Genomic DNA, 22,888 nt, shown 5'->3' with positions numbered 1-22,888 from the left:
TGACAAATCGTCCTAAGAGTCAGTTGCTGCCTTATGGCACACTATGAACAGAATGTGAGGTGTAGGTGACATGACCGAAACGTCGGCGGCGCCAGCCCCCGGCCTGCGGGAGCGCAAGAAACAGCGCACACGCTCGGCGTTGATCGACGCGGCGTTCGACCTGTTCCTCGCCAAGGGGTACGAGGCCACGACGATCGACGAGATCGTCGCGGCGGTGGACGTGTCGCAACGGACGTTCTTCCGGTACTTCGCCGGCAAGGAGGACCTCGCCGTCTCGGTGATGAGGGCGTACGACCAGCTCTTCCTCGAACTGCTGGCGGCCCGGCCCACCGAGGAGCCTCCGATCGCCGCCCTGGCGGCCACGATCAACGGTGTCTTCGACGAGGTTCGGCGGTCCGGTGACGATCACGCGCGGTTCGCCAAGGTCCGGGACCTGATCGAGAACAACCCGGCCCTCGCGATGGCGCAGCTGCGGTACTTCAACGAGCTGGAACAGGAGATGGCCTCGATCCTCGCCCGGCGGATGGACGTGGAGCTCGCGACCGATCTGCGGCCCACGCTCGTCGCCGCGACCTTCCTCACCGTGATGCGGGTCGCGTTCGAGGGCTGCGCGCGCGAGGGCCTCTTCCAGCCGGACGAGGTCGCCGCGCGCGTCGAGGAGGTCTTCGCCATGGCCTCGGAGACGCTCCCCCGCGTCTGGTCCGGCGGCTGACCGCCGGTCCTCGGTGAAGGAGCGTCCCCGCCGTCTCAGCGCAGCGGTTCGGGCAGGTCGCGGGCGTGCAGAACGGTCAGCCCCGAGACGGCACGGGTCAGCACGACGTAGAGCCGCCGCAGGCCGGGCGAGCGCTCGCCGTCCGGCTCTGCCTCGACGATGGCCGCGGGCTCCACGACGATGACCTGGTCGAACTCCAGGCCTTTGGCCTGCGTGGCCGGAGTGACGACGAGCCGCGCCGCCGCCATCCCGTCCGCGAGCCGTACGTGCTCGATCCCGCGCGCGGTCAGGTGCCCGGCGAGACCCGCCACGTCGGCCTCGGCGGCGATCAGGCCGATCGACCCCTCGCCGTCCAGGGCCTCCCGGCAGGCGTCCTCCACGGCGGCGGGCAGGTCGGCGACCCGGCGGACCCGCAGCGAGCCGGGGGCGGACCGTACGGACGTGGGCGGCGTCAGTTCCGGCGCGATCCGGGGCAGCAGGCGGCTCGCGAAGTCGATGATCTGGCTGGGCACGCGGTACCCGCGGTCGAGCACGGTCAGGTCCGCGTCGGGTTTGCCCAGGTGCCGCAGGAGCGTCGGCCAGTCGCCGACCGCCCAGGGCGTGGTGCCCTGCGCGACGTCCCCGAGCACCGTGACCGAACCGGTCTCGCAACGCCGCCCGACGGCCCGGCACTGCATGGCCGACAGGTCCTGCGCCTCGTCGAGGACGACGTGGCTCAGGCTGGAGGTGCGGCTGATCAGATCCGCGGCCTCGTCGACGAGAACCGCGTCGGAGGGCGTCCAGCGCGCCGACTTGGGGCCCTTCGGCGGCTTGGCCCACAGCAGGGCGGCCTGTTCGGCGGGGTCGAGGAGGCCGTCGGCGGCCTCGGCGAGGAAGTCCGCGTCGGACAGCAGCCGCATCACCACGCGCACCGGGTCGAGGGCCGGCCAGACGTGGTCGACCGCCGCCTTCACCGGCCGGGTCCGGCGGACGGCGTCGTGGGTCCGGTCGTCGCAGGCCTCGCCCGCGTTCTCCATGCGCAGGAGGATGGCGTGCGCGATGCGGTGCCCGAGGAGGTCGCGGCCCGCGCCGTACCGGACGCCGCGGGCGCGCAGGGTCTCGGCCAGTTCGGTGATCTCGTACGCGGGGATGCGCCAGCGGCGGGTGCCGCGCGGCAGCACGAGCGCCTCGGACGGCTCGCGCAGGTGGCTCCAGACCGCGCGGCGCAGCACCTCCGCCATCCGGGCGTCGCCCTTGATCCGCCCGGCCGCCGGCTCCTCGGTCGCCTTCACCGGCACGGTGTCGAGCACCTGGTCGAGGGTGTGCTGCTCGACGTTCACCTCGCCGAGCGCCGGCAGCACCCCGCGGATGTAGTCGAGGAACGACGCGCTCGGGCCGATGACGAGGACGCCGCCCCGGCGCATCCGCTCCCGGTGGGCGTAGAGGAGGTAGGCGACCCGGTGCAGGCCGACGGCGGTCTTTCCGGTGCCCGGCGCGCCCTGGACGCACAGCGTGTGGTCGGCTTCGGCACGGACGATGTCGTCCTGTTCGGGCTGGATCGTGGCGACGATGTCGCGCATGGGGCCGACGCGGGGGCGCTCGATCTCCTGGACGAGCAGCCGCGACTCGACCGGCGCGGAAAAGTCCTCGTCTTCGAACGCGGTCAGCTCGCCGTCGGAGTAGCCGAACCGGCGGCGCAGCAGGAGACCCATCGGATCGGCGGTGCTCGCCTTGTAGAAGGGGCGGGCCATGGGCGCCCGCCAGTCGATGACGAGGGCCCGGCCGCCGTCGTCGTGGACGTGGCGCCGGCCGACGTACAGACGCTCTTCGGGGTGGTCGAGGCGGCCGAAGAACAGCGCGGTCGTGGGGTCGTCGCGCAGGGCCTCCGCCCGCTTGGCGAGGTCCGCGCCGAGCACCTGGGCCGAGACCCAGTCGCCGGCCACCGAGGCGTCCAGCGACAGGACGTTCTCCCGCATCCGGTGGAGCGCCTCGCGGGAGCGGGTCAGGTGCGCGCGTTCGGCCGATATCTCGGGGTCGGTGTCCTCCGCCTCTTTTGTGGGCATGCCGAAAGCCTTTCGGGTCGTTGGGAGCGCGAAGTTTCTAACTTAGTACGCGGCCGCGTACTTCTCAGCTCGTTTTCCCGCGCCCGCGCCCGTGCGCTAATGTTCGATGTGAGTCGAACACAAGGAGGTCGGAATGCGTGCGATCGTGGTGACCGAACACGGCGGGCCGGAAGTACTGAACCCCACCGACGCGGAAGACCCGCGGCCTGGACCGGGAGAGGTCGTCGTCGAACTCGCCGCCACCGGGGTCAACTTCAAGGACGTCTACGAGCGCAAGGGCAACTACCCCATGGGGCTCCCGGGCGTTCCCGGGTCCGAGGGCGCGGGCCGGATCATCGAGGTCGGCGACGGAGTGACCGACCTGCGCGTGGGCGACGTGGTGGCCTCCGCCGACTTCACGGGCTCGTACGCCGAACGCGCCGTCGTGGCCGCCGACAAGGCCGTGCCGGTGCCGGACGGAGTGGCCCCCGACCTGGCCGCCGCCGTACTCCTGCAGGGCCTCACCGCCCACTACCTGACGCACTCGACGCATGAGATCAAGCCGGGCGACACCGCGCTCGTCCACGCCGCCGCCGGCGGGATGGGCCTCCTGCTCACCCAGATGATCAAACTGCGGGGCGGCCGGGTCATCGGCACGGTCTCCTCCGACGAGAAGGAGAAGCTCGCGCGCGACGCGGGCGCCGACGAGGTCCTCCGCTACGACGACTTCGCCGATGAGGTCCGCCGCCTCTCCGGCGGGGGCGTGCCGGTCGTGTACGACGGCGTCGGCAAGACCACCTTCGAGGGCAGTCTCTCCTCGCTTCGCCCGCGCGGCCTGCTCGCGCTGTACGGGGCCGCGAGCGGCCCGGTGCCGCCGATGGACCCGCAGCGCCTCAACAAGGGCGGCTCGCTGTACCTGACGCGCCCGACGCTCGTGCACTACGTCGCGACCCGCGAGGAGCTGATGTGGCGCGCGGAGGACCTCTTCGGCTGGATCGCCTCCGGGGAGCTCTCGGTGCACGTCGGCGGGCGCTACCCCCTCGCGGACGCCCGCCGGGCCCATGAGGATCTGGAGGCACGCCGTACGACCGGCAAACTGCTGCTGATCCCCTAAGTCCCGGAACCCCCCTCCTGTCCCGTTAGTCTTATCGCTCGTCGAGAAGAGGAGGGGCGGGCCGTCGTGACCGGAGTCAACACGAACGATCAGCTACGGCCCGGTGACCCGTCCCGGCTCGGGGACTACCGGCTCGTCGGCCGGATCGGCCGGGGCGGGATGGGCACGGTCTTCCTTGCGGAGAGCGCGCGCGGCGAACACGTCGCGGTGAAGGTCATCAACCCGGACCTCGCCGACGACGAGATGTTCCGGGACCGCTTCCGCCGGGAGGTCGAGTCCGCCCGCCGCGTACGGCGCTTCTGCACCGCGCCCGTGCTGGACGCCCGGCTCGACGGCGAGCCGCTGTTCGTCGTGACCGAGTTCGTCGACGGCCCCGACCTCGACGCGTTCGTCCGCGACAGCGGGCCGATGCGCGGATCGAGCCTGGAGCATCTGGCCGTCGGGGTCGCCACCGCGCTCACCGCGATCCACGCCGCGGGCGTCGTGCACCGCGACCTCAAGCCCGCGAACGTCCTGCTGTCCTCGGTGGGGCCACGCGTCATCGACTTCGGGATCGCCCGGGCGCTCGACACCGTCTCCGGCGCGACCCGGACCGGGCAGTTCATCGGCACACCGGCCTACATGGCGCCCGAGCTCATCGCCGGCGAGACCGCCTCTCCCGCGTCGGACGTGTTCGCCTGGGGATGCGTCGTCGCGTACGCGGGAACCGGACGGGCACCGTTCGACGCCTCCAGCGTGCCCGCCGTGCTCTACCAGATCGCCCACGGCGAGCCGTCCCTCGACGACGTCGACGAGGGCCTGCGCGATCTCGTCGCGCAGGCCCTCTCCAAGGACCCCCGGCAGCGTCCGTCCGCGCAGGAGCTCCTGGACCGCCTGACTGGACGGCCGCACGCCGACACCGCGCGCGCCGCCGAGGCCGTCGGCCGTACCTGGGCGATCCCGACCGGCGGCCCGGCGCCAGGCACCGCCGACGGTCCTTCGGCCGGGCAGCCTTGGACGGGGACCCGTCCGACGCTGGCGGACCCGCCTCCCCCGGCGAGGGGCCGCACCGCCGTCCTGACGACGGCGGCGCGCCGCCGGCCGTGGATACCGGCGGCGGCAGGAGCGGCCGCCGTGGTGGTCCTCGGTGCCGGAGCGCTCCTGTACTTCAGCGGCTCCGACGGACCGCCCTCGAAGACCGTGTTCACCTACGGCGACGACTTCTCCGACGACAACTCGGGGTGGTCCGGCTCGACGTGGATCTCCGGGAGCGGCTACTGGCAGGGCGGCTACCGCATCGATGCGGGCAGCAGCATCTACCAGCGCCGGGCGGAGCCCGCCCCCGCCAAGCAGGAGCTGCCGGCCCGGGAGCTCGTCGGCGTGGACGTCTCGGTGCTGGGCGGCCCGCCGTACGGCATGGCGGGGGTGTTCTGCCGGGCGACCGGCCAGAGCGACGACGCCGCCTACTACGAGTTCCTGGTCCGCGCCGACGGCAAGGGAACGCTGATCCGGAAGACCGCCGGGAAGGCCGGCTCCCGGGAGCTGGTCCGGAAGTCGTCGGCCGCCGGGTTCAAGAAGAACGCGAAGAACCGCCTCCAGGCGGCCTGCGAACAGGACGGCAAGAACGTCCGGCTACGGCTGTGGCTCAACGGCACGCTCGCCGCCGACACCACGGACGCCGACGGCCCGCTGGCCAACGGGCAGACCGGCCTGGTCGCCGTGCAGGAGAACGGCGGCAGCGGCGGCGACATCAGAGTGCTGTTCGACAACGTCGCCATCTCCTCGATCGAATAGCGGACGCGTCTGGCCTTCGCCCTAGAGCTCGAACCAGAAGGTGAGGCCGTCGGGGTGGGTCTGAATGCCGCAGGCCGCCGACAGCTCCTCGACGAGGAACACGCCCCGCCTGCCCTCGCGCAGCTCGGACACGCCGTAGACCGTGGGCAGCGTGTCGCCGCCCTCGTCGGTGACCTCGACCCGTACGCCGGTGGGCGTCTCGAGCACCACCACCCCCACCATGGTGCTGGCGGTGTGCACGACCGAGTTGGTGACCGCCTCGCTCGTCAGCAGCACCACGGTGTCCGCCTGCGGGTGGCCCGCGAGCGTCTTGGCGACGAACCGCCGGGCCGTCGCGACCTCCCCCGGATGGCCGGGGATGGTGATCGCTCCGAGTACCGATCGGCCCATCAGGACGTCACCGGCGAGTGACGGAGTGTGGCGAACTTGGCGGTAACACCAGCACAGCGGGCTTCGGCTGTAGCAAGATGGGCAGGGTGATCGAAACGAACACGCATGGATCGAAGCCCTCTCAGCGGCGGCCTTTAGGGGGCCTAAACGAGATAGGGTGTGATCATACGGCCACGATGCGTAACCGCGCAACAGGGGGGATAGAACTCGTCTCGAAGAGCGGAGCCCCGTCGCCGTGAACCACAGCACCCTCCGGGAGATCGCCACGGTCGCCGACCCGATCGAGCGCGCCCGCGCCCTGGGCATGGTGATGGCGGAGCAGCAGGCACTGGTCGAAGAGGCGGCCCGGATGCGCCGCCAGGCGATCGCCGAAGCCAGGGAGAACGGCCACCGGCTCGAGGACATCGCCAACGTGCTCGGAGTGTCGCCCGGCCGCATCTCGCAGATGCGCAAGGGCCTGACCGCTCGGACGCCGGAGGCCCCTTCCGAGCCGACGCCCCCGGTGATCGTGCGCCGGTCGCTACCCAGCGAGCCCGCCATGTACGGCACCGGATGCATGTTCCTGAGCGTGGCCGAGCGGCAGGGCGTCCGGGCCGAGCTGCGCGTCCTCGGCGTCGGTCTGGAGCCCGCTCCGGAGCACGTCGCCACCTGCCTGCGCACGCGGCCCGGCGAGGACGTCATCGCCCGCCGCCGGGTGATGCTCGCCGACGGCGTGCCGGTGCGGATCGCCGTCTCCTACTTCCGCGCCGACCTGTTCGCGGGCACGCCCGTCACCGACCCCGAGCTGCTCAAGCCGACCATGCACGAGGCGATCGCCGCGCACGGACACGCCTTCGGGCACGCGGAGGAGACGCTGGTGGCGCGGCCGGCCGCGCGGTGGGAGACCGATCTGCTCCGCCTGGATCCCGGCGACTGCGTCGTTCAGGTGCTCCGGGCCTCCTACTCCACCGACGACACGCCGATCCACGTGCTCGAGACCGTCTGCGCCGCCGCCCGTCACGTGTTCACCATCAACCAGGCCGGCGGGTGCGAGATGTTCTGATCCCCGTGGGCGGTCACAGGTAGGCCGTCGTCCACCGCTCGAGCTCGTCGAACACCTTCTTCCGTACGGGCTCGGCGGACAGCACCAGGTCGTGCAGGCCGCTCTCGACGCGCACGCACGTGACGTGCCGGCCGAGCCGTGTCGACAGGTAGGCGATGTCGTCGGCGTTCAGCACGCCGTCGCCGGTCGAGAAGTCGGCGTTCCGGCCACGGACCGTCGTCGTGGAGGACATCGCGAGGATCGGCACGTCGACGTCGAGCCCGGCACGGACCTGCCGCTGCCCCTTGATGATCGCCGCGAGCCACCCCACCCGTACGCCGAAGCCCTCCGCGGGTTTCAAGGTCAGGTCGAAATCCCACTCTCCATCGTGGTCGCGATGGATGCTGTGGACGTACGACCGGCTCACCCCGGTCGGCAGCGCCATGGTCGGGCGTGCCTTCGCCAGGACGCGGACGACGGGCGTCAGGGTCCGCCGGAGCGCGGCGGGGACGTTCAGCTCCAGGAACGGGCTGTTGAGGAACAGGCCGTCGACCAGCCCCTGACCGCGCACGCGGTCGGCCCACAGCGCCGAGACCAGGCCGCCGGTCGAGTGGCCGTTCAGCAGCAGCAGGTCGTTGTCCTCCCGGATCAGGCGCACCGCCTCGTCGATCTCCGGGAAGTAGTCGGACATGCTGTGGGCGAAGTTGGGCGTCTGGTGGTCGAGCAGCGAACGCCCGTACTTGCGCAGGTCCAGGGCGTAGAAGCTGAAACCGCGCTCGACGTAGAAGTCGGCGAGGTGCGTCTGGAAGAAGTAGTCGACGAACCCGTGTATGTAAAGCACGGCCTTCCGGCTGCCTGGACAGGGGCGGCGGACGAGCGTCGCCACCACCTCGCCCTCGGCGTCGTTCTCCAGCGTCAGCCGGATCGCCTCGTACTCCGCCCCAAGCACATCCTGTCCCATGGCGGATCAGCGTAAAGCGCCATCACGGAACCACGCCATGGCCGACCGCTCCAGAGCGCCAAACATCGGGGTTCGATGCGTATATCTGCCCGAAACGCTTGCGAACCGCGCAGAGACTGGCGAGTGCACGACCGCGCACACGGGCTACGGCTACGGCTACGGCTACGGCTACGGCTACGGCAAGTAAGTCGCCGCCGGCAAGGCCGTCTTCAAGCGGCTTCTAGCGAGAAATCCCGGCTTCTTAGGACCGGGAGGCGGAATAGGGCTGTCTTGGTCGGGCGGTGCACGGGTTGGCGGGCGTCGTCGGTTTCGCTGTTGAATTCGTGGAGTTGCACGCCAATGTCGGTGCGTACTTGTAGGGTCGCTGACTGTGAAGTTGGTGGTGCAGGTGAAGCTGCTGCCGACGCCTGAGCAGGCGGCGGCGCTCGCGGCGACCCTGCCCCTATGCAACGCTGCGGCCAACGAAGTGTCGGCGGTCGCGTTCGAGCAGGGTGTGTTCGCCCGGCAGAAGCTGCAAAAGCTCGTCTACGCAGACCTGAAGGCGCGGGGGCTGTCGGCGCAGCCGGCATTACACGTGATCCGCAAGGTCGCCGACGCCTACACCACCCTGCACGCCCAGATCCAGGCGGGCCTGCTGGGCGATGAGCACTCACGCCGGCGCCGCAAAGCAGAATCCAAGCCCATCACCTTCCGCCCGGATGCGGCCCAGCCGTTCGATGACCGATGCCTGTCCTGGCAGATGGACGCCCGGACCATCTCGATCTGGACCGCTCACGGCAGGGTCCAGAACATCGCCTTCACCGGCGAGCCCGGGCAACTGAAGTTCCTGACGGACCACCGCAAAGGCGAAACCGACCTGGTGCACCGCGACGGAGTGTTCTTCCTGATCGCGACCTGCGAGGTCGAAGCCGCGCCGCAGTTCGAGCCTGCCGATTGGATCGGGGTGGATCGCGGGATCGTCAACCTGGCCACCACCTCCGACGGGGACAACCACCAGGGCAAGAGCCTGCAACGATACCGCAGACGCCAAGCCCGGCTGCGCGCTGAACTGCAGGCCAAGAAAGCCGCCGGAAGCCGGTCGGCCGCCCGCCGTCTGGCCCGCCGATCAGCGCAGGAGGCACGACACGCCTCCAATGAGAACCACAAGATCAGTAAGCAGATCGTGGCCGATGCCCGACGCACCGACCGCGGAATCGCACTCGAAGAACTGAGCGGGATACGCGATCGGGTACGGCTCAGGCGGCACCAGCGGGCCACACTCTCCTCCTGGCCGTTCCACCAACTCGGTGAGTTCATCCAGTACAAGGCCCTGCGGGCCGGAGTGCCGTTCGTGGAAGTCGACCCCGCCTACACCTCCCAGCAATGTCCCGTGCCCTGGTGCGGACACACCAAGCGGGCCAACCGGCCCGACCGGGACACCTTCTGTTGCCGCCGGTGTGGGTTCGCTGGCCCCGCCGACGTCATCGCCGCCACCAACATCCGGAAACGGGCGCGTGTGGCGTGGGCATTCATCAGCATGCCCGTCCCTGACCCTGACTCCCAGCGGAGGGGAGATGCGACCCCGGCACGACAGCCAGCTGCGACGGGGAGCGCGACAAGGTGTGAACGCCCGAGCCGCAAGCCCGGCCGTTCACGGCCGAGAAGCTGACCTCCCTGAAGAAGAACCTCGACCTCGACGCCTACCGGGTGCCCTGCCCTACCGCGGCGTATGACTCTCGTTCCGGCAGTGGTCCGCGGCTCCCGGGCCGCCGCCAGTCCCCCCGGACATATGCGCTCCCGGCGCTCTTCGCCTCGCGGCGGAGGTGCCAGGAGCGCACGCATGAGCAAACGCCAAACCGTATGAGCGAGGGTGAGCGATGCATCCCATGCCGCCGATTATCAATCGCCAGGGAACGCCTTATAGTGATCGGATGCGCCAAGAGGAGCGGCTCGGCCTGATCCTCGACCGGCTCGCCCGGGACGGCTCCGTCTCCGTGGCCGAGCTGACCGCCGAGCTGAAGGCCTCACCCGCCTCCATCCGCCGTGACCTGCACGTGCTAGAAGAGCAGCAACTGCTCAAACGCACGCACGGTGGCGCGGTCTCGGCCGAGGTGATGTACGAGCTGCCGATGCGCTATCGCACGGGCCGCCATCACCAGGAGAAACTGCGGATCGCCCAGGCCGCGGCGGAGCTGGTGACCGAGTCGGTGCATTCGGTCGGCCTGGGCGGCGGCACGACCACGACGGAGCTGGCCCGGCTTCTCGGCGCGGCGGCCCGCCCGCTCAAGGTGATCACGAACGCGCTCAACATCGCCGGTGAGCTGTCCGTACGTCCGTCCATCGACCTCGTGGTAACCGGCGGCAGCGTGCGCTCGGCATCGTACGAACTGGTCGGCCCGATCGCCAATCAGGCGCTGGCCGACATCAACCTCGACCTGGTCTTCATCGGCGTCGACGGCATCGAGGCCGGCCGGGGCATCAGCACGCACGACGACGTGGAGGCGCAGACCGATCGTTGCCTTCTGCGCACCGCCGGCCGGGTGATCGTGCTGACGGACGGCTCTAAGGTCGGCAGGCGCGCCTTCTCCCGGATCACGGGGATCGAGGAGATCTCCGTGCTGATCACCGATGTCGGCGCGGACACCGCCGAGCTCGACCGGCTGCGTGCCGCGGGCGTCGAGGTCACTGCGGTCTGATCGCACGGCGGGCGCCGATGGCGGTGAGCGGATGACCTGGTCGGTCACCCGCTCACGGCCGGTGGGTCGTTTGAGGCCGGACGAGACGATCGACCGGACGAAGAAGCGCTACACGAGCACGGAGAGCACGAGCACGGGAATCTGGCTGGTTACGGTGCCGGCCATGAGCACCGACCAGTTCGTCTGGTGGACGCCCTGGAAATTCTGCAGCCCGAGCGGAGACGCCTCGTCGGCCGACTCGAGGAAACGGAACCACAGACGGTGGTCGTCGCCGCGAGGAGGGTGCGCGTCGGTCCGAACAGCACCCGCTCGGGGTGGCGAAGGAACAGCGGCCGTCGAGGTTGACGACCGTCGCGACCTGGCATTCGTCCATCGCCGCGACGAGCTCCCCCACGTCCCGGACCAGCCAGCCGCCGTCGGGCGACAGCCACCGCCCCAGGTGGTTGTGCACGTCGACGCACGGAACGGCGGCGGTCGGAACCGACGTGACCTCGGCCCATACCTGGGAACGAGGGGCGTAGTCGCGGAGTCTCAGGTCGGCCGGTGGATCAGCGCTCATTGCGCAGATTCAACCAGTCTGGGTGATCGAATCAGCGCGATTCAGTCGCGATGTCGGTAGATGTCGCCTACTCGCCCGCCTCCAGGTCACCCTCCAGATCGAGGTAGGTCTGGCGGAGGCGCTCCAGGGTCTCGGCGGCGGGTTCGGCCCACAGCTCGCGGTCGGCGGCCTCGAGCAGCCGCTCGGTGATGCCGCGCAGCGCCCACGGGTTCGAACGCTCCATGAATGCGCGGTTCTCAGCGTCGAAGACGTACTCCTGCGCCAGCTTCTCGTACATCCAGTCGTCGACCACCCCGGCCGTGGCGTCGTAGCCGAAGAGGTAGTCGACGGTCGCGGCGAGCTCGAAGGCGCCCTTGTAGCCGTGCCGGCGCATCGCGGCGATCCACCGCGGGTTGACGACCCGGGCGCGGAACACCCGGTGGGTCTCCTCCCCGAGCGTGCGCGTCTTCACCTGGTCGGGCAGCGCGGAGTCGCCGACGTAGGCGGCGGGGTTCTTCCCGGTGAGCGACCGGACCATGGCGACCATGCCGCCGTGGTACTGGAAGTAGTCGTCGGAGTCGACGATGTCGTGCTCGCGGGTGTCCTGGTTCTTGGCCGCGACCGAGATGCGGCGGAACGCCGCCTCCATGTCCGGGCGCGCCTCCCGCCCGTCCAGGCCGCGCCCGTACGCGTAGCCGCCCCACACGGCGTACACCTCGGCGAGGTCCCGGTCGTCCCGCCAGTTGCGGGCGTCGATCAGCGGCAGCAGGCCCGCGCCGTACGCGCCCGGCTTCGACCCGAAGATCCGGCTGGTCGCGCGCCGCCAGTCGCCGTGTCCCGCCAGGTCCTCCAGCGCGTGGGCGCGGACGTGGTTGTCCGGCTCGTCGAGGGCCGCGACCGCGCCGATCGCGTCGTCCACGAGCGCGATGACGTGCGGGAAGGCGTCGCGGAAGAACCCGGAGATCCGCAGGGTGACGTCCACGCGCGGCCGGCCCAGCTCCTCTCTCGGGACGATCTCGAAGCCCGTGACACGGCGCGACGCCTCGTCCCACACCGGGCGGACGCCGATCAGCGCGAGCACCTCGGCGATGTCGTCGCCCTGCGTGCGCATCGCGGCGGTCCCCCACACCGTGAGGCCGACGCTGCGCGGATACTCGCCGGTGTCGTCCAGGTGGCGCCGGATCAACGACTCGGCGAGGGACACCCCGACGTCCCACGCCGTACGGGACGGGATCGCCTTCGGGTCGACGGAGTAGAAGTTACGGCCGGTCGGCAGCACGTTGACCAGCCCGCGCGTGGGCGAGCCGGACGGACCGGCGGGCACGTAGCCGCCGTCGAGCGCGTGCAGGACCGCGTCGATCTCCCGCGAGGTGGCGTCCAGGCGCGGCACGACCTCTCGCGCGCCGAACTCCAGCAGGCGTACGACGTCGGGAACCTCGCCGCCGAGCACCTCGGCGCAGACGGCGGCCGCCCGGGAGGCGTCCCAGCCGAGCGTCTCCATGCCGACGACGAGTCGGCGCGCCACCGCCTCGAGGAGGTCGACCACGTCGGAGGCGGTCCGCGCGGGACCGTCCACGAGCTCGGCGAGCTCCGTGGCCTCCACCCGCGCGCCCGGTTCGGCGAGCAGTTCGCGCTCGTCCAGCCCGTAGGCCTGCGCGATCGCGGCGCGCAGGCCCGGCAGCGCGCCCGCCCGGCCCGCCCACACCTGCGCGGCGCGGAGGACGGCCAGCACCAGGTTGACGCGCTGTTCCGCCTCCGGAGCCTGGCCGAGGATGTGCAGGCCGTCGCGGATCTGAACGTCCTTGATCTCGCAGAGGTAGCCGTCGATGTGCAGGACGAAGTCGTCGAAGTCGCCCTCGCCCGGCTCGTCGCTGACGTGCAGGTCGTGGTGGAGCTCGGCGGCCTTGACCAGCGTCCAGATCTGGGCGCGCACGGTGGGCAGCTTCGCCGGGTCCATCGCCTGGACGGTGGCGTACTCGTCGAGGAGCTGTTCGAGCCTGGCCAGGTCCCCGTACGTGTCGGCGCGCGCCATCGGCGGCACCAGATGGTCGACGACCACGGCGTGGCCGCGCCGTTTCGCCTGGGTGCCCTCGCCCGGGTCGTTGACGATGAACGGGTAGACGAGCGGCAGGTCGCCGAGGACCGCGTCCGGAGCGCACTCGGCCGACAGCCCGAGGCCCTTGCCGGGTAGCCACTCGAGCGTGCCGTGCTTGCCGAGGTGGATCACCGAGTCGGCGCCGAACACCTCGTCCAGCCAGCGGTACGCCGCCAGGTAGTGGTGCGACGGCGGCAGATCGGGGTCGTGGTAGATCGCCACCGGGTTCTCCCCGAACCCGCGCGGCGGCTGGATCATGAGCACGACGTTCCCGAATTGCAGCGACGCCAGCGCGATCTCGTCGTCGTCGGTGTACAGCTCGCCCGGCGGCTCGCCCCAGTGTTCGCGCATGCCCTCGCGCAGCGACTCCGGCAGCGCGGTGAACCAGCGCTCGTAGTCCTTCAGCGGCACCCGGGCGGGCGCGGCGCGCAGCTGCTCCTCGGTCAGCCACTCGACGTCGTGGCCGCCCGCCGCGATCAGCGAGTGGATCAGCGTGTCCCCGTCGGTGGGATGGTCGCCGACGTCATAGCCGGCCTCCCGCAGCGCCGCGAGCAGGCGGACCGCCGAGACGGGCGTGTCCAGGCCGACGGCGTTGCCGACGCGGGCGTGCTTGGTCGGGTACGACGACAGCACGATCGCGAGCCTGCGCTCGGCGACCGGCGTGTGCCCGAGGCGTGCCTGGCGGACGGCGATCCCGGCGACGCGCGCGGCCCGCTCCGGGTCGGCGGCGTACACGGGGATGCCGTCCGGTCCCTCCTCCTTGAAGGAGAACGGCACCGAGATCAGCCTGCCGTCGAACTCGGGGATCGCGACCTGCATCGCGGCGTCCATCGGGGACAGCGCCGCGTCCGACGCCTCCCAGGTGGCACGGGACGTCGTCAGGCACAGCCCCTGGATGACGGGGACGTCCAGGGCGGCCAGCGCCCCGGCGTCCCACGCGTCCTCGTCGCCGCCCGCCGACGCGTCCGCGGCCACCGCCCCGCCGGCGGCGAGCACGGTGACGACAAGAGCGTCCGCCCGGCCCAGCAGTGTTAGGAGCTCTTCGTCGGCGGAGCGCAGCGAGCCGCAGAAGACGGGCAGCGCGTTCGCGCCCAGCTCCTCGATCCGCTCGCACAGCGTGTCCACGAAGGCGGTGTTGCCGGACAGCTCGTGCGCCCGGTAGAAGACGACGCCGACGGTCGGCCGGCCGTCCTTCGGCTCGACCCCGGTCTGGTGCACGCCGTACGCCGGCATCCGCCGCGGCGGCTCGAAGCCCTCACCCGTGAGCAGCACGGTGTCGGACAGGAAGCGGGCCAGCTCCCGCAGGTTGTCCACGCCGCCCTCGCGCAGGTAGTCCAGCGCCTCCGCGGCGACGCCGGCGGGCACCGTCGACAGCGCCATCAGCTCGGCGTCCGGAGCGGCCTCCCCGCCCAGCGCGATCAGCGGCAGGCCCCGGCGGCGCAGATCCTCCACGCCCTCCTGCCAGGTCTTCAGCCCCCCGAGCAGCCGGACGACCACGACGTCGGCGCCCTCGCAGAGCCCGTCAAGGTCGGCGACGTCCAGCCGGGACGGGTTGCCGGTCACATATCCGGCGTTCGCGGAGCGGGCCGACAGGAGTTCGGTATCGGCCGTTGAGAGCAGCAGGACACGCACGCGTCGTTCCTTCCCTCGGGGGTCCTCGCCCCGGCTCGGGTGAAAGGTCGCCGACGGCGGGAAGTCTCCTGACTCCCAGGTCACCGCTCCCCCGCGGCCTTCCAGCTGATCGCCGTGGCCGTACACGCGGGTTCGCTACCCGGTCACAGTTGCGGGACAGCCCCGGATTCACACCGGGTTCCTTCCCTTCGCCGTCGCGCGCCCAGTCTACGAGGCCCACCCTCGCCCCGCACCGCCGCAGGTCACCCCATCCCTTGGATGAAACTCTCGCCAGATCGTCCTCCGAGCCGACAGCGAGGTGTACGCCGCGCCCTACCGGACGTGAGCGTCGGCCATGGGAACAGCACAATGCCTGACTACTTCGCGGGACGGACGGTCGCGGCGGTCGAGGGTGCCGGAGGCGACGGCCACGGCGAGGTCCGGCGCGGCGATCCAGGTCGGTGCGGCGTGGCCCAGTCCGGTATCGGTGGCGAGCGCCGCCGTTTCCGCTGTCCGCCGGTTACCGTGGAGGCCATGGGAAGTGGCGCTACCGTCGAACAGACGGCCCGGGTGCGGCCGTCGGTGCGGCTCGCACCGTCGGTGGCGCGCTGCGTCGGTTACCGGTACGAGGGCTTCGCCCCGGGGACGCATCGGGGGCTCCCGTCTCGGCACCTGACCGTGATCCTCGGCCTGGACGCACCGACCCGTACGCTCGTCGGCGCGGACCGGACGCCGACGGCCTTCATGGCCCTCGTGGGAGGCATGCACACCTGGCCGGTGACCATCGCGCACGACGGTGACCTGGCCGGAATCCAGCTCGACCTCACGCCAGAGGGGGCGCGCTCCCTGTTCGGGCTGCCCGCCGGCGCGATCGGCGGGGCCGTCCTGTCCCTCGACGACCTGATCGGCCCGCGGGCCGCCGAGCTGGTCGAACGCCTGACCGAGGCCGGCACCTGGCGGGCGCGATTCGCCGTGGTCGAGGACGTGCTGTCGCGCGGCATCGGCCGGCTGCCGGGACCGGCGCCCGAAATCGCGTACGCCTGGCGGCGGCTCGCCGAGACCGACGGCACCGTACGGATCGCCGACCTGGCACGCGAGGTGGGCTGGAGCCGGCGGCACCTGGGCGAGCGGTTCGCCGCGGAGTACGGCCTGCGGCCCAAGGAGGCCGCCCGCGTGATGCGGTTCGAGCGGTCCAAACAGCTGCTCCAGCGGCCCGGCCGGCCGCCCCTGGCGGACGTCGCGGCCGCCTGCGGTTACTACGACCAGGCGCACCTGGCCCGCGACTGGAACGACCTGGCCGGGTGTCCCCCGTCGGCGTGGCTGGCCGAGGAGGAGCTCCCATTCGTCCAAGGCGACGAGGACGCTCCAGGGGAACGATGAGGGCATGAGCGAAACACGAATCTGGCCCGCACTCCGCTACAAGGACGCCCACGCCGCCATCCGGTTCCTCGTCGACGCCTTCGGGTTCGAGGAGGTCGCCGTCTACGAGAACGAAGGCCGGGTCGAGCACGCCGAGCTCCGCGCGCCGGGAGGCGGCGGCGTCATGCTCGGCAGCGCCGCCCGCACCGACAGCGCGATCGCCGACCTGCCGCCCGGTACGGGATCGGTGTACGTCGTGATCGACGAGCCCGACGCGCTGTACGAACGGGCGGTGGCGGCGGGAGCGACCGTCGTTCAGGGCCTGCGTGACGAGGATTACGGGTCGCGCGGGTTCACCCTCCGGGACCCAGAGGGCGTCTTCTGGAGCTTCGGCACCTACGCGGGCGCGGCATCCTGACCTCCGCTCAGGGCACCCACCCCGGCCTGGGTCCCTGCCCCCGCCGACCACGCCTGCTCACCGCCGGTCAAGATGCCTACGCCGGTCCGGGTCCCTGATCGCCGCGGGTTCTCACCTCAGGTCAGCGCACCTGCGTCGGCGCGGGCCCCTCGGTCACGGGGTCAGGACGGGGCAGCCGAGCCATTCCTCGGCGTGTACCGGCGGGGGCGCGCCCTGGGACACGGCCATGCGCAGGGGCCAGAACGGCTCGCGGGACCCCTCCGCGGCGAGCCTCGTCAGGAACGCCGACGTCGAGAGCAGGACGCTCGCGCGGTGGCGGCGTACCCGCTCGGCGACCCTGGTGACCGAACGGCGGCCGGAGTCGAGCACCGCGCTCGCCCCCGAGTACAGGGGCAGGAAGACGGTGTTGCGCAGCCCCACCGGGTCGTACGTCTTCGGCACGGAGAACAGCACGTCGTTCTCCCGCAGGCCGAACGGCTCCATCGCCAGGAACGACGCCTCCGGGTCGCCGTGCGCGTACAGCGCGCCGTACTGGGCGAAGGCCGGCGTGCCCAGGTGCACCGGGTGCGCCGGTGGCGTCCGCACGCGGGACATCGCGGCGACCAGTTCGGCGGGCGTGATGACGTGCTCGTGCCGACCGAGTGCGCAGACCGCGACCTCTCCCGGAGGGAGGGCCGAAGCCTCCGGATCGGAGAGCAGCGCGATCGCCCCGATGCGCACCGCGCCAAGGAACGCCCACACGAACTCCATCGACCCGGGCAGCGCGATCACCACCCGGTCGCCGGGCCGTACCCCATGCTCCTGGAACATGCCCGCCGCGCGGCCCGCCCCGAGATGCACCTCCCCGTGGGTGAAGTCGTCGTCACCGCACAGGAACGCCACCCGGTCCCACCAGCCGAAAGCGAGGGTCCATTGGCTCAGCGACTCGGCCAGATTCGCTGCCGGGGACGGGTCGGGCGTACGCACATTCGGAGAGTAAGCCGACTCCACCGTGCCGGGACAGACCCGCAGCGTGATCAAATGGCCTTTAAGGAGGCCATCTGTGGACAATCTGCGTGTCGCTCTGATCGGGTATGGAACCGGGGGTGCGGTCTTTCACGCTCCCCTGATCGCCGCCGCCCCCGGCCTGGAGCTCGCGGCCGTCGTGACCCGCGACCCGGAACGCCGGACCGCCGTCCGTGACCGGTACGCCGGAACCGAGCTCCTCGACGCACCCGACGACGTTTGGTCCGGCGGATACGACCTGGTCGTGGTGACGACGCCGAACCGCACGCACGTCTCGCTGGCCCGCGCTGCGCTCGACGCGGGCCTCCCCGTAGTGGTCGACAAGCCGATCGCGGCCACGGCCACCGAGGCCCGGTCACTTGCCGGCGGCCCACTGATCGTGCCGTTCCACAATCGCCGCTGGGACGGCGACTTCCGGACCGCCGCGCGGCTGATCGGCGACGGGACGCTCGGCCGGGTGCTGCGGTTCGAGTCGCGGTTCACGCGGTGGCGCCCGCAGATCAAGCCGGGCTGGAAGGAGACCGCCGACCCGGCCGCCGCCGGCGGTGTCCTGTACGACCTCGGCGCCCATCTGATCGACCAGGCCGTCACGCTGTTCGGCCCGCCCGTCGACGTCCACGCCGAGCTGGACGTACGGCGGCCCGGCGCGGAGGCGGTCGACGACGCGTTCGTGGCGCTGACGCATGAGAGCGGGGTCCGGTCCCACCTGTGGATGGGCGCGATCAGCGCGGACCTCGGCCCCCGGTTCCGGGTGCTGGGCGACCGCGCCGCCTACGTCACCTACGGCCTGGACGTCCAGGAGGACCAGCTCCGCGCCGGGCTCACGCCCGCGGATCCGGAGTACGGCGTGACGCCCCCGGAGGCGTACGGAACGGTCGGGACCCCCGGCGACACCCGGCCCGAGCCGACCGACCCGGGCCGCTACCAGGACTTCTATCCGGCCGTCGCGGCGGCGGTCCGCGGCGAGGGGCCGCCCCCGGTCACGCTCGACGACGCCGTCGCCGGCCTCGAAATCATCGAGACCGCCGTACGCCGGGCCGCCGACGGCTGAGCACTCCCGCGGCACCGCCATGCCGTGGTGCCGCGGGGCCGGTCCGCTCAGCTCCGAAGCGATGCCCGGAGCGCCGAGGACTGTCCGCTCGGCCGTACCGGAACTCCGACGCCGGCCCGGGTCAGCGCCGCAGGAACTCCCGCAGCGCCTCGCCGATGAACGCCGCGGCGTCCGGGTCGGCGCCGCCGCCCGCGATGTGTCCCCAGATGCCGGGGATGACGCGCAGTTCGGCGTCGGGGATGTGCTGGACGCTCCACGCCTCGTCCTCGGGCGGGAAGTACAGGTCCTTCTCCGACGGCATGACGAGCGCGCGCGCCTTGATCGAGCCGAGCGCCGCCACGGTGTCGCCGTCAAACCCCGGGGTCTGCCCGACGTCCGCGTGCTGCCAGGTCCGCATCATCGCGAGCAGGTCGTTGGCGTCGGAGCCGGCGAAGTTGGGCTCCCACACGCCGGTGAGGAAGTCCTCCAGCGTGGGGAACCCGAGCCGTTCGTACAGGCGCTGCCAGTAGAAGGCCTGGGAGAGACCCCAGCCCGCGTACACCCGGGCGAAGGCGCGCATGCCGTCGCGCGGCGGCTCGGCGTAGTCGCCGCCGGCGAACGCCGAGTCGGCGGTGAGCGCCGCCCGGAGGCCTTCGAGGAACACCTGGTTGTGCGGGCTGGTGTGCGAGGACCCGGTGATCGGCGCGATGCGTTCGACCATGTCGGGATGGCTCACCGCCCACTGGTACGCCTGCCCGGCGCCCACCGACGCGCCGATGACCAGGACCAGCCGGTCGACGCCGAACCGCTCGGTGACGAGGCGATGCTGCGCCGCCACGTTGTCGTACAGCGTCACGTTCGGGAACCGGGCGCGGTCGTACGGCGCCGGGGTGTTGCTCGGGGAGCTGGACAGGCCGTTGCCGAACAGGTTCGGCACGATGACGAAGTACCGGCGGGTGTCCAGTGGCCGTCCGTCGCCGATCAGCCACTCGTTCGCCTCGTGGGTCCCGGCGAACCAGGTCGGGAAGAGGATCGCGTTGGATCGGTCGGGGGCGAGCTCACCGTACGTCCGGTGGGCGAGCCGGGCGTCCGGCAGGGTGCCGCCGCGCGACAACGGGAGATCACCGAGTTCGAACAGCTCATGATCGGTCACATCGTGGACAAGGCGCGGTCGTTCCGGGCTATTCCGGCCGCCCGTGCCCGTCGACGCCAGGTCCGCTCAGGTCACGACGGTCACGGTCTCCGTCGGTACGTCATGGTGGCGCCAGAGGTGTTCGGCGATGTCGTCGGGTTCGTGGGTGAGTCCCGGCCCCACGGCGCCGACGATGGTGACGCGGCCGACGTGGATTCCTCGTTCCGGCAGCGTCTGCGCGAGCAGGTCGAGGTAGCTGTTCAGCCCGGCGTACACGACGGCGCTCACGGCGCGCTCCGGGCTGGGTCGGACGGCGGCGCCACCGGTGGTGAACAGCAGCGTGCCGGAGCCGTGTTCCAGCATCCCCGGCAGGACGGCCTGGACGACGGCGACGGCACCCACGACCGTGAGGGCCAGGGCGTCCTTCACGTCTCCGGCCGTGGTGTCGAGGACGGGCCGGATGAGGGCGATGTCGGCGAGCGGGCTGAAGCAGACGACCTCGGGAACACCGAGGGCGGACGTCAGCTCGTCGAGCGCTCGGGCGATGTCGTCGGGGTCGGTGATGTCACCGGTGGTGGCGATGGCGTGGTGCCCGCGGCCCCGCAGGTCGCCGACGATGGCGTCGAGGCGCGCTCGCCCGCGGGCGATGAGTCCGACCGGGTGACCCTCCCGGGCGAAGCGGCGGGCGACGGAGGCCCCGATGCTCGGGCCCGCGCCGACGACGAAGACGGGCCCGCTCACTGGGCGGTCCATCCGCCGTCGACGGCGACGAGCGCGCCGGTGATGAAGGAGGCGGCGTCGGACACGAGGAACGCGACGGCCTCGGCGACCTCTTCGGGACGCCCGATCCGGCCGATCGGGTGGGCCTCGCCGAACGAGGCGAGCATCTCGCGGCCGTTCTCGACGACGCCTTCCATGATGTCGGTGTCGATCACGCCGGGGAGGACCGCGTTGGAGCGGATGCCCTTCGGGCCGCCCTCGATGGCGAGCACGCGCGTGATCTGGGCGAGGGCGCCCTTCGACGCGGCGTAGGCCGTCTGCGTCTCGAAGGCGACGACCGATGAGATGGAGGCGACCGACACGATCGCGCCGCCGCCACCGGTCTCCATGACACGGAAGGCCTCGCGTGCCTGGACGAAGTTGCCGCCGGCGTTGACGCGCAGGATGCCCTCGAAGTCCTCGACGGTGGTCTCGGTGATCGGCTTGTTCAGGGTACGGCCCGCGTTGTTGACGAGGATGTCGAGCCGGCCGAATCGGTCGACGGCCAGCCGCATGGTCGATCGCGCGAGTTCCTCATCGGCGACGTCATCGACCAGCGCGGCGACGTTGTCGGGGTCGGCCGCGGCGAGTTCCCGGACCGCCTCGGAGCGGTCGGTGACGACGAGCCGGGCGCCGCGGGCGCGCAGCAGGGTGGCCGTGGCGCGGCCGATGCCCCGTGCGGCGCCGGTGACGACGGCGACCCGTCCGGTGAGATCCCAGGTGGTCGGGGTAATGGTCATGGCTTTCTTCCTTGGGGTCGGTCAGCGCTGGTGGGCAGGCCGTACGACGATCTCGTTGACGTCGACGCCGGGCGGCTGCGTGAGGGCGTACGACACCGCCTCGGCGATGGCGTCCGGCTCGATCGCGTGCGCCCGGTACCGCTGCTGGCGCCCGTGACGAGGACGACCTTGCGGTCGGGCGGTGTTTCATCCTGGTTGGTCGGCATGACTTCGACGATGGCCGGTCCCGAACGGATGAAGAAGGGCGCCGTCTTCCTGGGAGTACCACACCCACCAAGCCATCGGCGAACGCTCATACGATGGCCGATATGACACGCTCCGATCTCGGCGCCTATCTGCGCGCCCGGCGGGCCCAGGTCACGCCGGGCGAGGCCGATCTGCCGAGCGTCGGCCACCGGCGGGTCCCCGGCCTGCGACGCGAAGAGGTGGCGATGCTGGCCGGCGTCAGCGTCGACTACTACATCCGCCTCGAGCAGGGCCGCGAACGCACGCCCTCGACCCAGGTGATCGACGCCCTGGCCGCAGCCCTGCGCCTCGACGAGGACGGCCGCGAACACCTGTTCCGCCTGGCCGGGCTCAGCCCCCGCGCCCGGGCCACCGCCGTCGACGAGCGCGTCGACCCGAGCCTGCTGCAGCTCATGACCGCATGGCCGAACAACCCCGCCATCGTCTACAACGCATTCACTAGGCAAGCTGCTTGTCGGATTTGATGTTGTCGGCGTTGGATGTCGGCGTACTCCTTGGAGTACAGAGCTGAGACTGAGTACGTGTCGGAGTTGGCCGGACTGGTTGGTGCTGGCGCCGTAGGCGGTGGAAGTTGCGGCTGCGGTCTGTTATCGGGCTTGGCGGCGTGATAGGGCGAGCCGGCGCCGTGGTGCGTCGATGTCGGTGATGACGAGGTGGTAACCGAACCTGCAGCGCGCGCGTCCTACTTAGGTGAAACAGAGGTTCACGCATAGATCCCGCGCCTCCGGATTGGTTTCGATCGCGCTCGGTGTTGGCTTCGCGGTTTTCGGGATTTTCATCGGTGTCGTCGAGTGCCTGCTCATCACTCGCGGCGTCACGACGTCCGCCACGGTGGTCCAGACGGGCCTCGGGCTGAAGAACAGGGATGTCGCCGTCGAGTTCCGCACCCGCGATGGCCAAACGATCACTGCGCAGGTGTACGCCCTGGAGGTGGGTTTGTCGCCGGACGTCGGGGACACCGTGCATATCCGTTATGAGACTGACGATCCCACGTTCATCAGTGGTAGCGGATGGTCGGCGACGACGGTGAACATCCTGTGCACCATCTGCTTCACGTGGGGGGGATTCTCCCTCTGCAGGAAGGAATTGCGTCGGATGCGGCGCAGGACCGGACGTTGAGCCACCGTGGCACCTGATGCCCTCCGGGGAAGCCCCGGCGGCCGGTCCCGCTCTGGCGGGTGGGACCGGCCGTGGGGCCTCCCTCCTCGATGGCCTCCGTGTCAGCCCGTGAACCCCTTGAAGATGCCGGTGAACTCGTACGTGCTCTGGCCGATGCCGCTGCAGGTCG

Annotated in this window: 20 protein-coding genes and 1 riboswitch; of the genes, 12 read left to right on the top strand and 8 right to left on the bottom strand. The window is 71.2% G+C overall.

Annotation, left to right across the window (positions count from 1 at the left end):
- The first annotated feature begins 70 nt into the window (after window positions 1-70).
- On the top strand, window positions 71-712 hold the full coding sequence (locus tag AB0I04_RS14375; protein ID WP_360883715.1) for a TetR family transcriptional regulator: 642 nt from the start codon (window positions 71-73) through the stop codon (window positions 710-712).
- A gap of 35 nt (window positions 713-747) precedes the next feature.
- On the opposite strand, the gene AB0I04_RS14370 is transcribed toward AB0I04_RS14375, so the two are convergent.
- The gene (locus AB0I04_RS14370; RefSeq protein WP_360883712.1) at window positions 748-2,754 is read right to left on the bottom strand and encodes an AAA family ATPase; all 2,007 of its coding nucleotides are present in this window, start codon (window positions 2,752-2,754) and stop codon (window positions 748-750) included.
- Between the two features lie 133 nt (window positions 2,755-2,887).
- Between AB0I04_RS14370 and AB0I04_RS14365 the strand changes: the two genes are divergently transcribed.
- Together AB0I04_RS14365 and AB0I04_RS14360 are read left to right on the top strand one after the other, a co-directional pair.
- Window positions 2,888-3,847 carry a quinone oxidoreductase gene (locus tag AB0I04_RS14365; protein WP_360883710.1) on the top strand — a complete coding sequence of 320 codons (960 nt, stop codon included), beginning with the start codon at window positions 2,888-2,890 and terminating at the stop codon, window positions 3,845-3,847.
- Window positions 3,848-3,913: 66 nt separating this feature from the next.
- On the top strand, window positions 3,914-5,620 hold the full coding sequence (locus AB0I04_RS14360; RefSeq protein ID WP_360883707.1) for a serine/threonine-protein kinase: 1,707 nt from the start codon (window positions 3,914-3,916) through the stop codon (window positions 5,618-5,620).
- Between the two features lie 21 nt (window positions 5,621-5,641).
- Here AB0I04_RS14360 and AB0I04_RS14355 read toward each other — a convergent pair whose 3' ends face one another.
- On the bottom strand, window positions 5,642-6,010 hold the full coding sequence (locus AB0I04_RS14355) for an ATP-binding protein (protein ID WP_360883704.1): 369 nt from the start codon (window positions 6,008-6,010) through the stop codon (window positions 5,642-5,644).
- 235 nt (window positions 6,011-6,245) lie between these two features.
- Here AB0I04_RS14355 and AB0I04_RS14350 point away from each other — a divergent pair, with 235 nt between their 5' ends.
- Window positions 6,246-7,052, top strand: a complete 807-nt coding sequence (locus AB0I04_RS14350; protein ID WP_360883702.1) for a UTRA domain-containing protein — start codon at window positions 6,246-6,248, stop codon at window positions 7,050-7,052.
- Window positions 7,053-7,065: 13 nt separating this feature from the next.
- On the opposite strand, the gene AB0I04_RS14345 is transcribed toward AB0I04_RS14350, so the two are convergent.
- Window positions 7,066-7,992, bottom strand: coding sequence for an alpha/beta hydrolase (locus AB0I04_RS14345; protein ID WP_360883699.1), 927 nt, complete (start codon window positions 7,990-7,992; stop codon window positions 7,066-7,068).
- 370 nt (window positions 7,993-8,362) lie between these two features.
- On the opposite strand from AB0I04_RS14345, the gene AB0I04_RS14340 reads away from it, so the two are divergent.
- Complete coding sequence (locus AB0I04_RS14340) at window positions 8,363-9,640, top strand: transposase (RefSeq protein ID WP_360883696.1); 1,278 nt, start codon at window positions 8,363-8,365, stop codon at window positions 9,638-9,640.
- A gap of 262 nt (window positions 9,641-9,902) precedes the next feature.
- The gene (locus AB0I04_RS14335; RefSeq protein WP_360883693.1) at window positions 9,903-10,667 is read left to right on the top strand and encodes a DeoR/GlpR family DNA-binding transcription regulator; all 765 of its coding nucleotides are present in this window, start codon (window positions 9,903-9,905) and stop codon (window positions 10,665-10,667) included.
- 626 nt (window positions 10,668-11,293) lie between these two features.
- Here AB0I04_RS14335 and cobN read toward each other — a convergent pair.
- Window positions 11,294-14,932, bottom strand: a complete 3,639-nt coding sequence (gene cobN / locus AB0I04_RS14330) for a cobaltochelatase subunit CobN (RefSeq protein WP_360883690.1) — start codon at window positions 14,930-14,932, stop codon at window positions 11,294-11,296.
- Window positions 14,933-14,993: 61 nt separating this feature from the next.
- Window positions 14,994-15,116, bottom strand: a riboswitch (cobalamin riboswitch).
- Window positions 15,117-15,445: 329 nt separating this feature from the next.
- Between cobN and AB0I04_RS14325 the strand changes: the two genes are divergently transcribed.
- Window positions 15,446-16,291, top strand: a complete 846-nt coding sequence (locus AB0I04_RS14325) for a helix-turn-helix domain-containing protein (RefSeq protein ID WP_360883687.1) — start codon at window positions 15,446-15,448, stop codon at window positions 16,289-16,291.
- A 4-nt stretch (window positions 16,292-16,295) separates the two neighbouring features.
- A complete protein-coding gene (locus tag AB0I04_RS14320; RefSeq protein ID WP_360883685.1) occupies window positions 16,296-16,688 on the top strand; it encodes a VOC family protein in 393 nt (130 codons plus the stop codon).
- A 153-nt stretch (window positions 16,689-16,841) separates the two neighbouring features.
- Here AB0I04_RS14320 and AB0I04_RS14315 read toward each other — a convergent pair whose 3' ends face one another.
- Window positions 16,842-17,654 carry an AMP-binding protein gene (locus AB0I04_RS14315; protein WP_360883682.1) on the bottom strand — a complete coding sequence of 271 codons (813 nt, stop codon included), beginning with the start codon at window positions 17,652-17,654 and terminating at the stop codon, window positions 16,842-16,844.
- A 76-nt stretch (window positions 17,655-17,730) separates the two neighbouring features.
- Here AB0I04_RS14315 and AB0I04_RS14310 point away from each other — a divergent pair, with 76 nt between their 5' ends.
- Window positions 17,731-18,744 carry a Gfo/Idh/MocA family oxidoreductase gene (locus AB0I04_RS14310; RefSeq protein ID WP_360883679.1) on the top strand — a complete coding sequence of 338 codons (1,014 nt, stop codon included), beginning with the start codon at window positions 17,731-17,733 and terminating at the stop codon, window positions 18,742-18,744.
- Window positions 18,745-18,865: 121 nt separating this feature from the next.
- Here AB0I04_RS14310 and AB0I04_RS14305 read toward each other — a convergent pair whose 3' ends face one another.
- The 3 genes from AB0I04_RS14305 to AB0I04_RS14295 all read right to left on the bottom strand — a co-directional run bounded on the left by AB0I04_RS14305 (window position 18,866) and on the right by AB0I04_RS14295 (window position 21,354).
- Entirely contained in the window at window positions 18,866-19,876 is a 1,011-nt protein-coding gene (locus tag AB0I04_RS14305) for an alpha/beta fold hydrolase (RefSeq protein WP_360883676.1), read from the bottom strand.
- 66 nt (window positions 19,877-19,942) lie between these two features.
- Window positions 19,943-20,596, bottom strand: coding sequence for an SDR family NAD(P)-dependent oxidoreductase (locus AB0I04_RS14300; RefSeq protein WP_360883673.1), 654 nt, complete (start codon window positions 20,594-20,596; stop codon window positions 19,943-19,945).
- A complete protein-coding gene (locus AB0I04_RS14295; protein WP_360883671.1) occupies window positions 20,593-21,354 on the bottom strand; it encodes an SDR family oxidoreductase in 762 nt (253 codons plus the stop codon). The genes AB0I04_RS14300 and AB0I04_RS14295 overlap by 4 nt, the downstream gene beginning before the upstream one ends.
- Between AB0I04_RS14295 and AB0I04_RS14290 the strand changes: the two genes are divergently transcribed.
- The 3 genes from AB0I04_RS14290 to AB0I04_RS14280 all read left to right on the top strand — a co-directional run bounded on the left by AB0I04_RS14290 (window position 21,353) and on the right by AB0I04_RS14280 (window position 22,719).
- The gene (locus tag AB0I04_RS14290; protein WP_360883668.1) at window positions 21,353-21,511 is read left to right on the top strand and encodes a hypothetical protein; all 159 of its coding nucleotides are present in this window, start codon (window positions 21,353-21,355) and stop codon (window positions 21,509-21,511) included. The two genes, AB0I04_RS14295 and AB0I04_RS14290, sit on opposite strands and share 2 nt — an antisense overlap.
- Window positions 21,512-21,662: 151 nt before the next feature.
- Window positions 21,663-22,064 (top strand): helix-turn-helix transcriptional regulator, encoded by a 402-nt coding sequence (locus tag AB0I04_RS14285; protein WP_360883666.1) that lies wholly within the window; start codon window positions 21,663-21,665, stop codon window positions 22,062-22,064.
- A gap of 226 nt (window positions 22,065-22,290) precedes the next feature.
- A complete protein-coding gene (locus AB0I04_RS14280; RefSeq protein WP_360883664.1) occupies window positions 22,291-22,719 on the top strand; it encodes a DUF3592 domain-containing protein in 429 nt (142 codons plus the stop codon).
- Window positions 22,720-22,888 lie beyond the last annotated feature (169 nt).

Origin of the sequence: Actinoallomurus sp. NPDC050550, assembly GCF_040655075.1 — a bacterium.
Taxonomy (GTDB): domain Bacteria; phylum Actinomycetota; class Actinomycetes; order Streptosporangiales; family Streptosporangiaceae; genus Actinoallomurus.
Note: the sequence above shows the minus strand (reverse complement) of the source record. Positions and strands in the feature narration are given on the sequence as shown.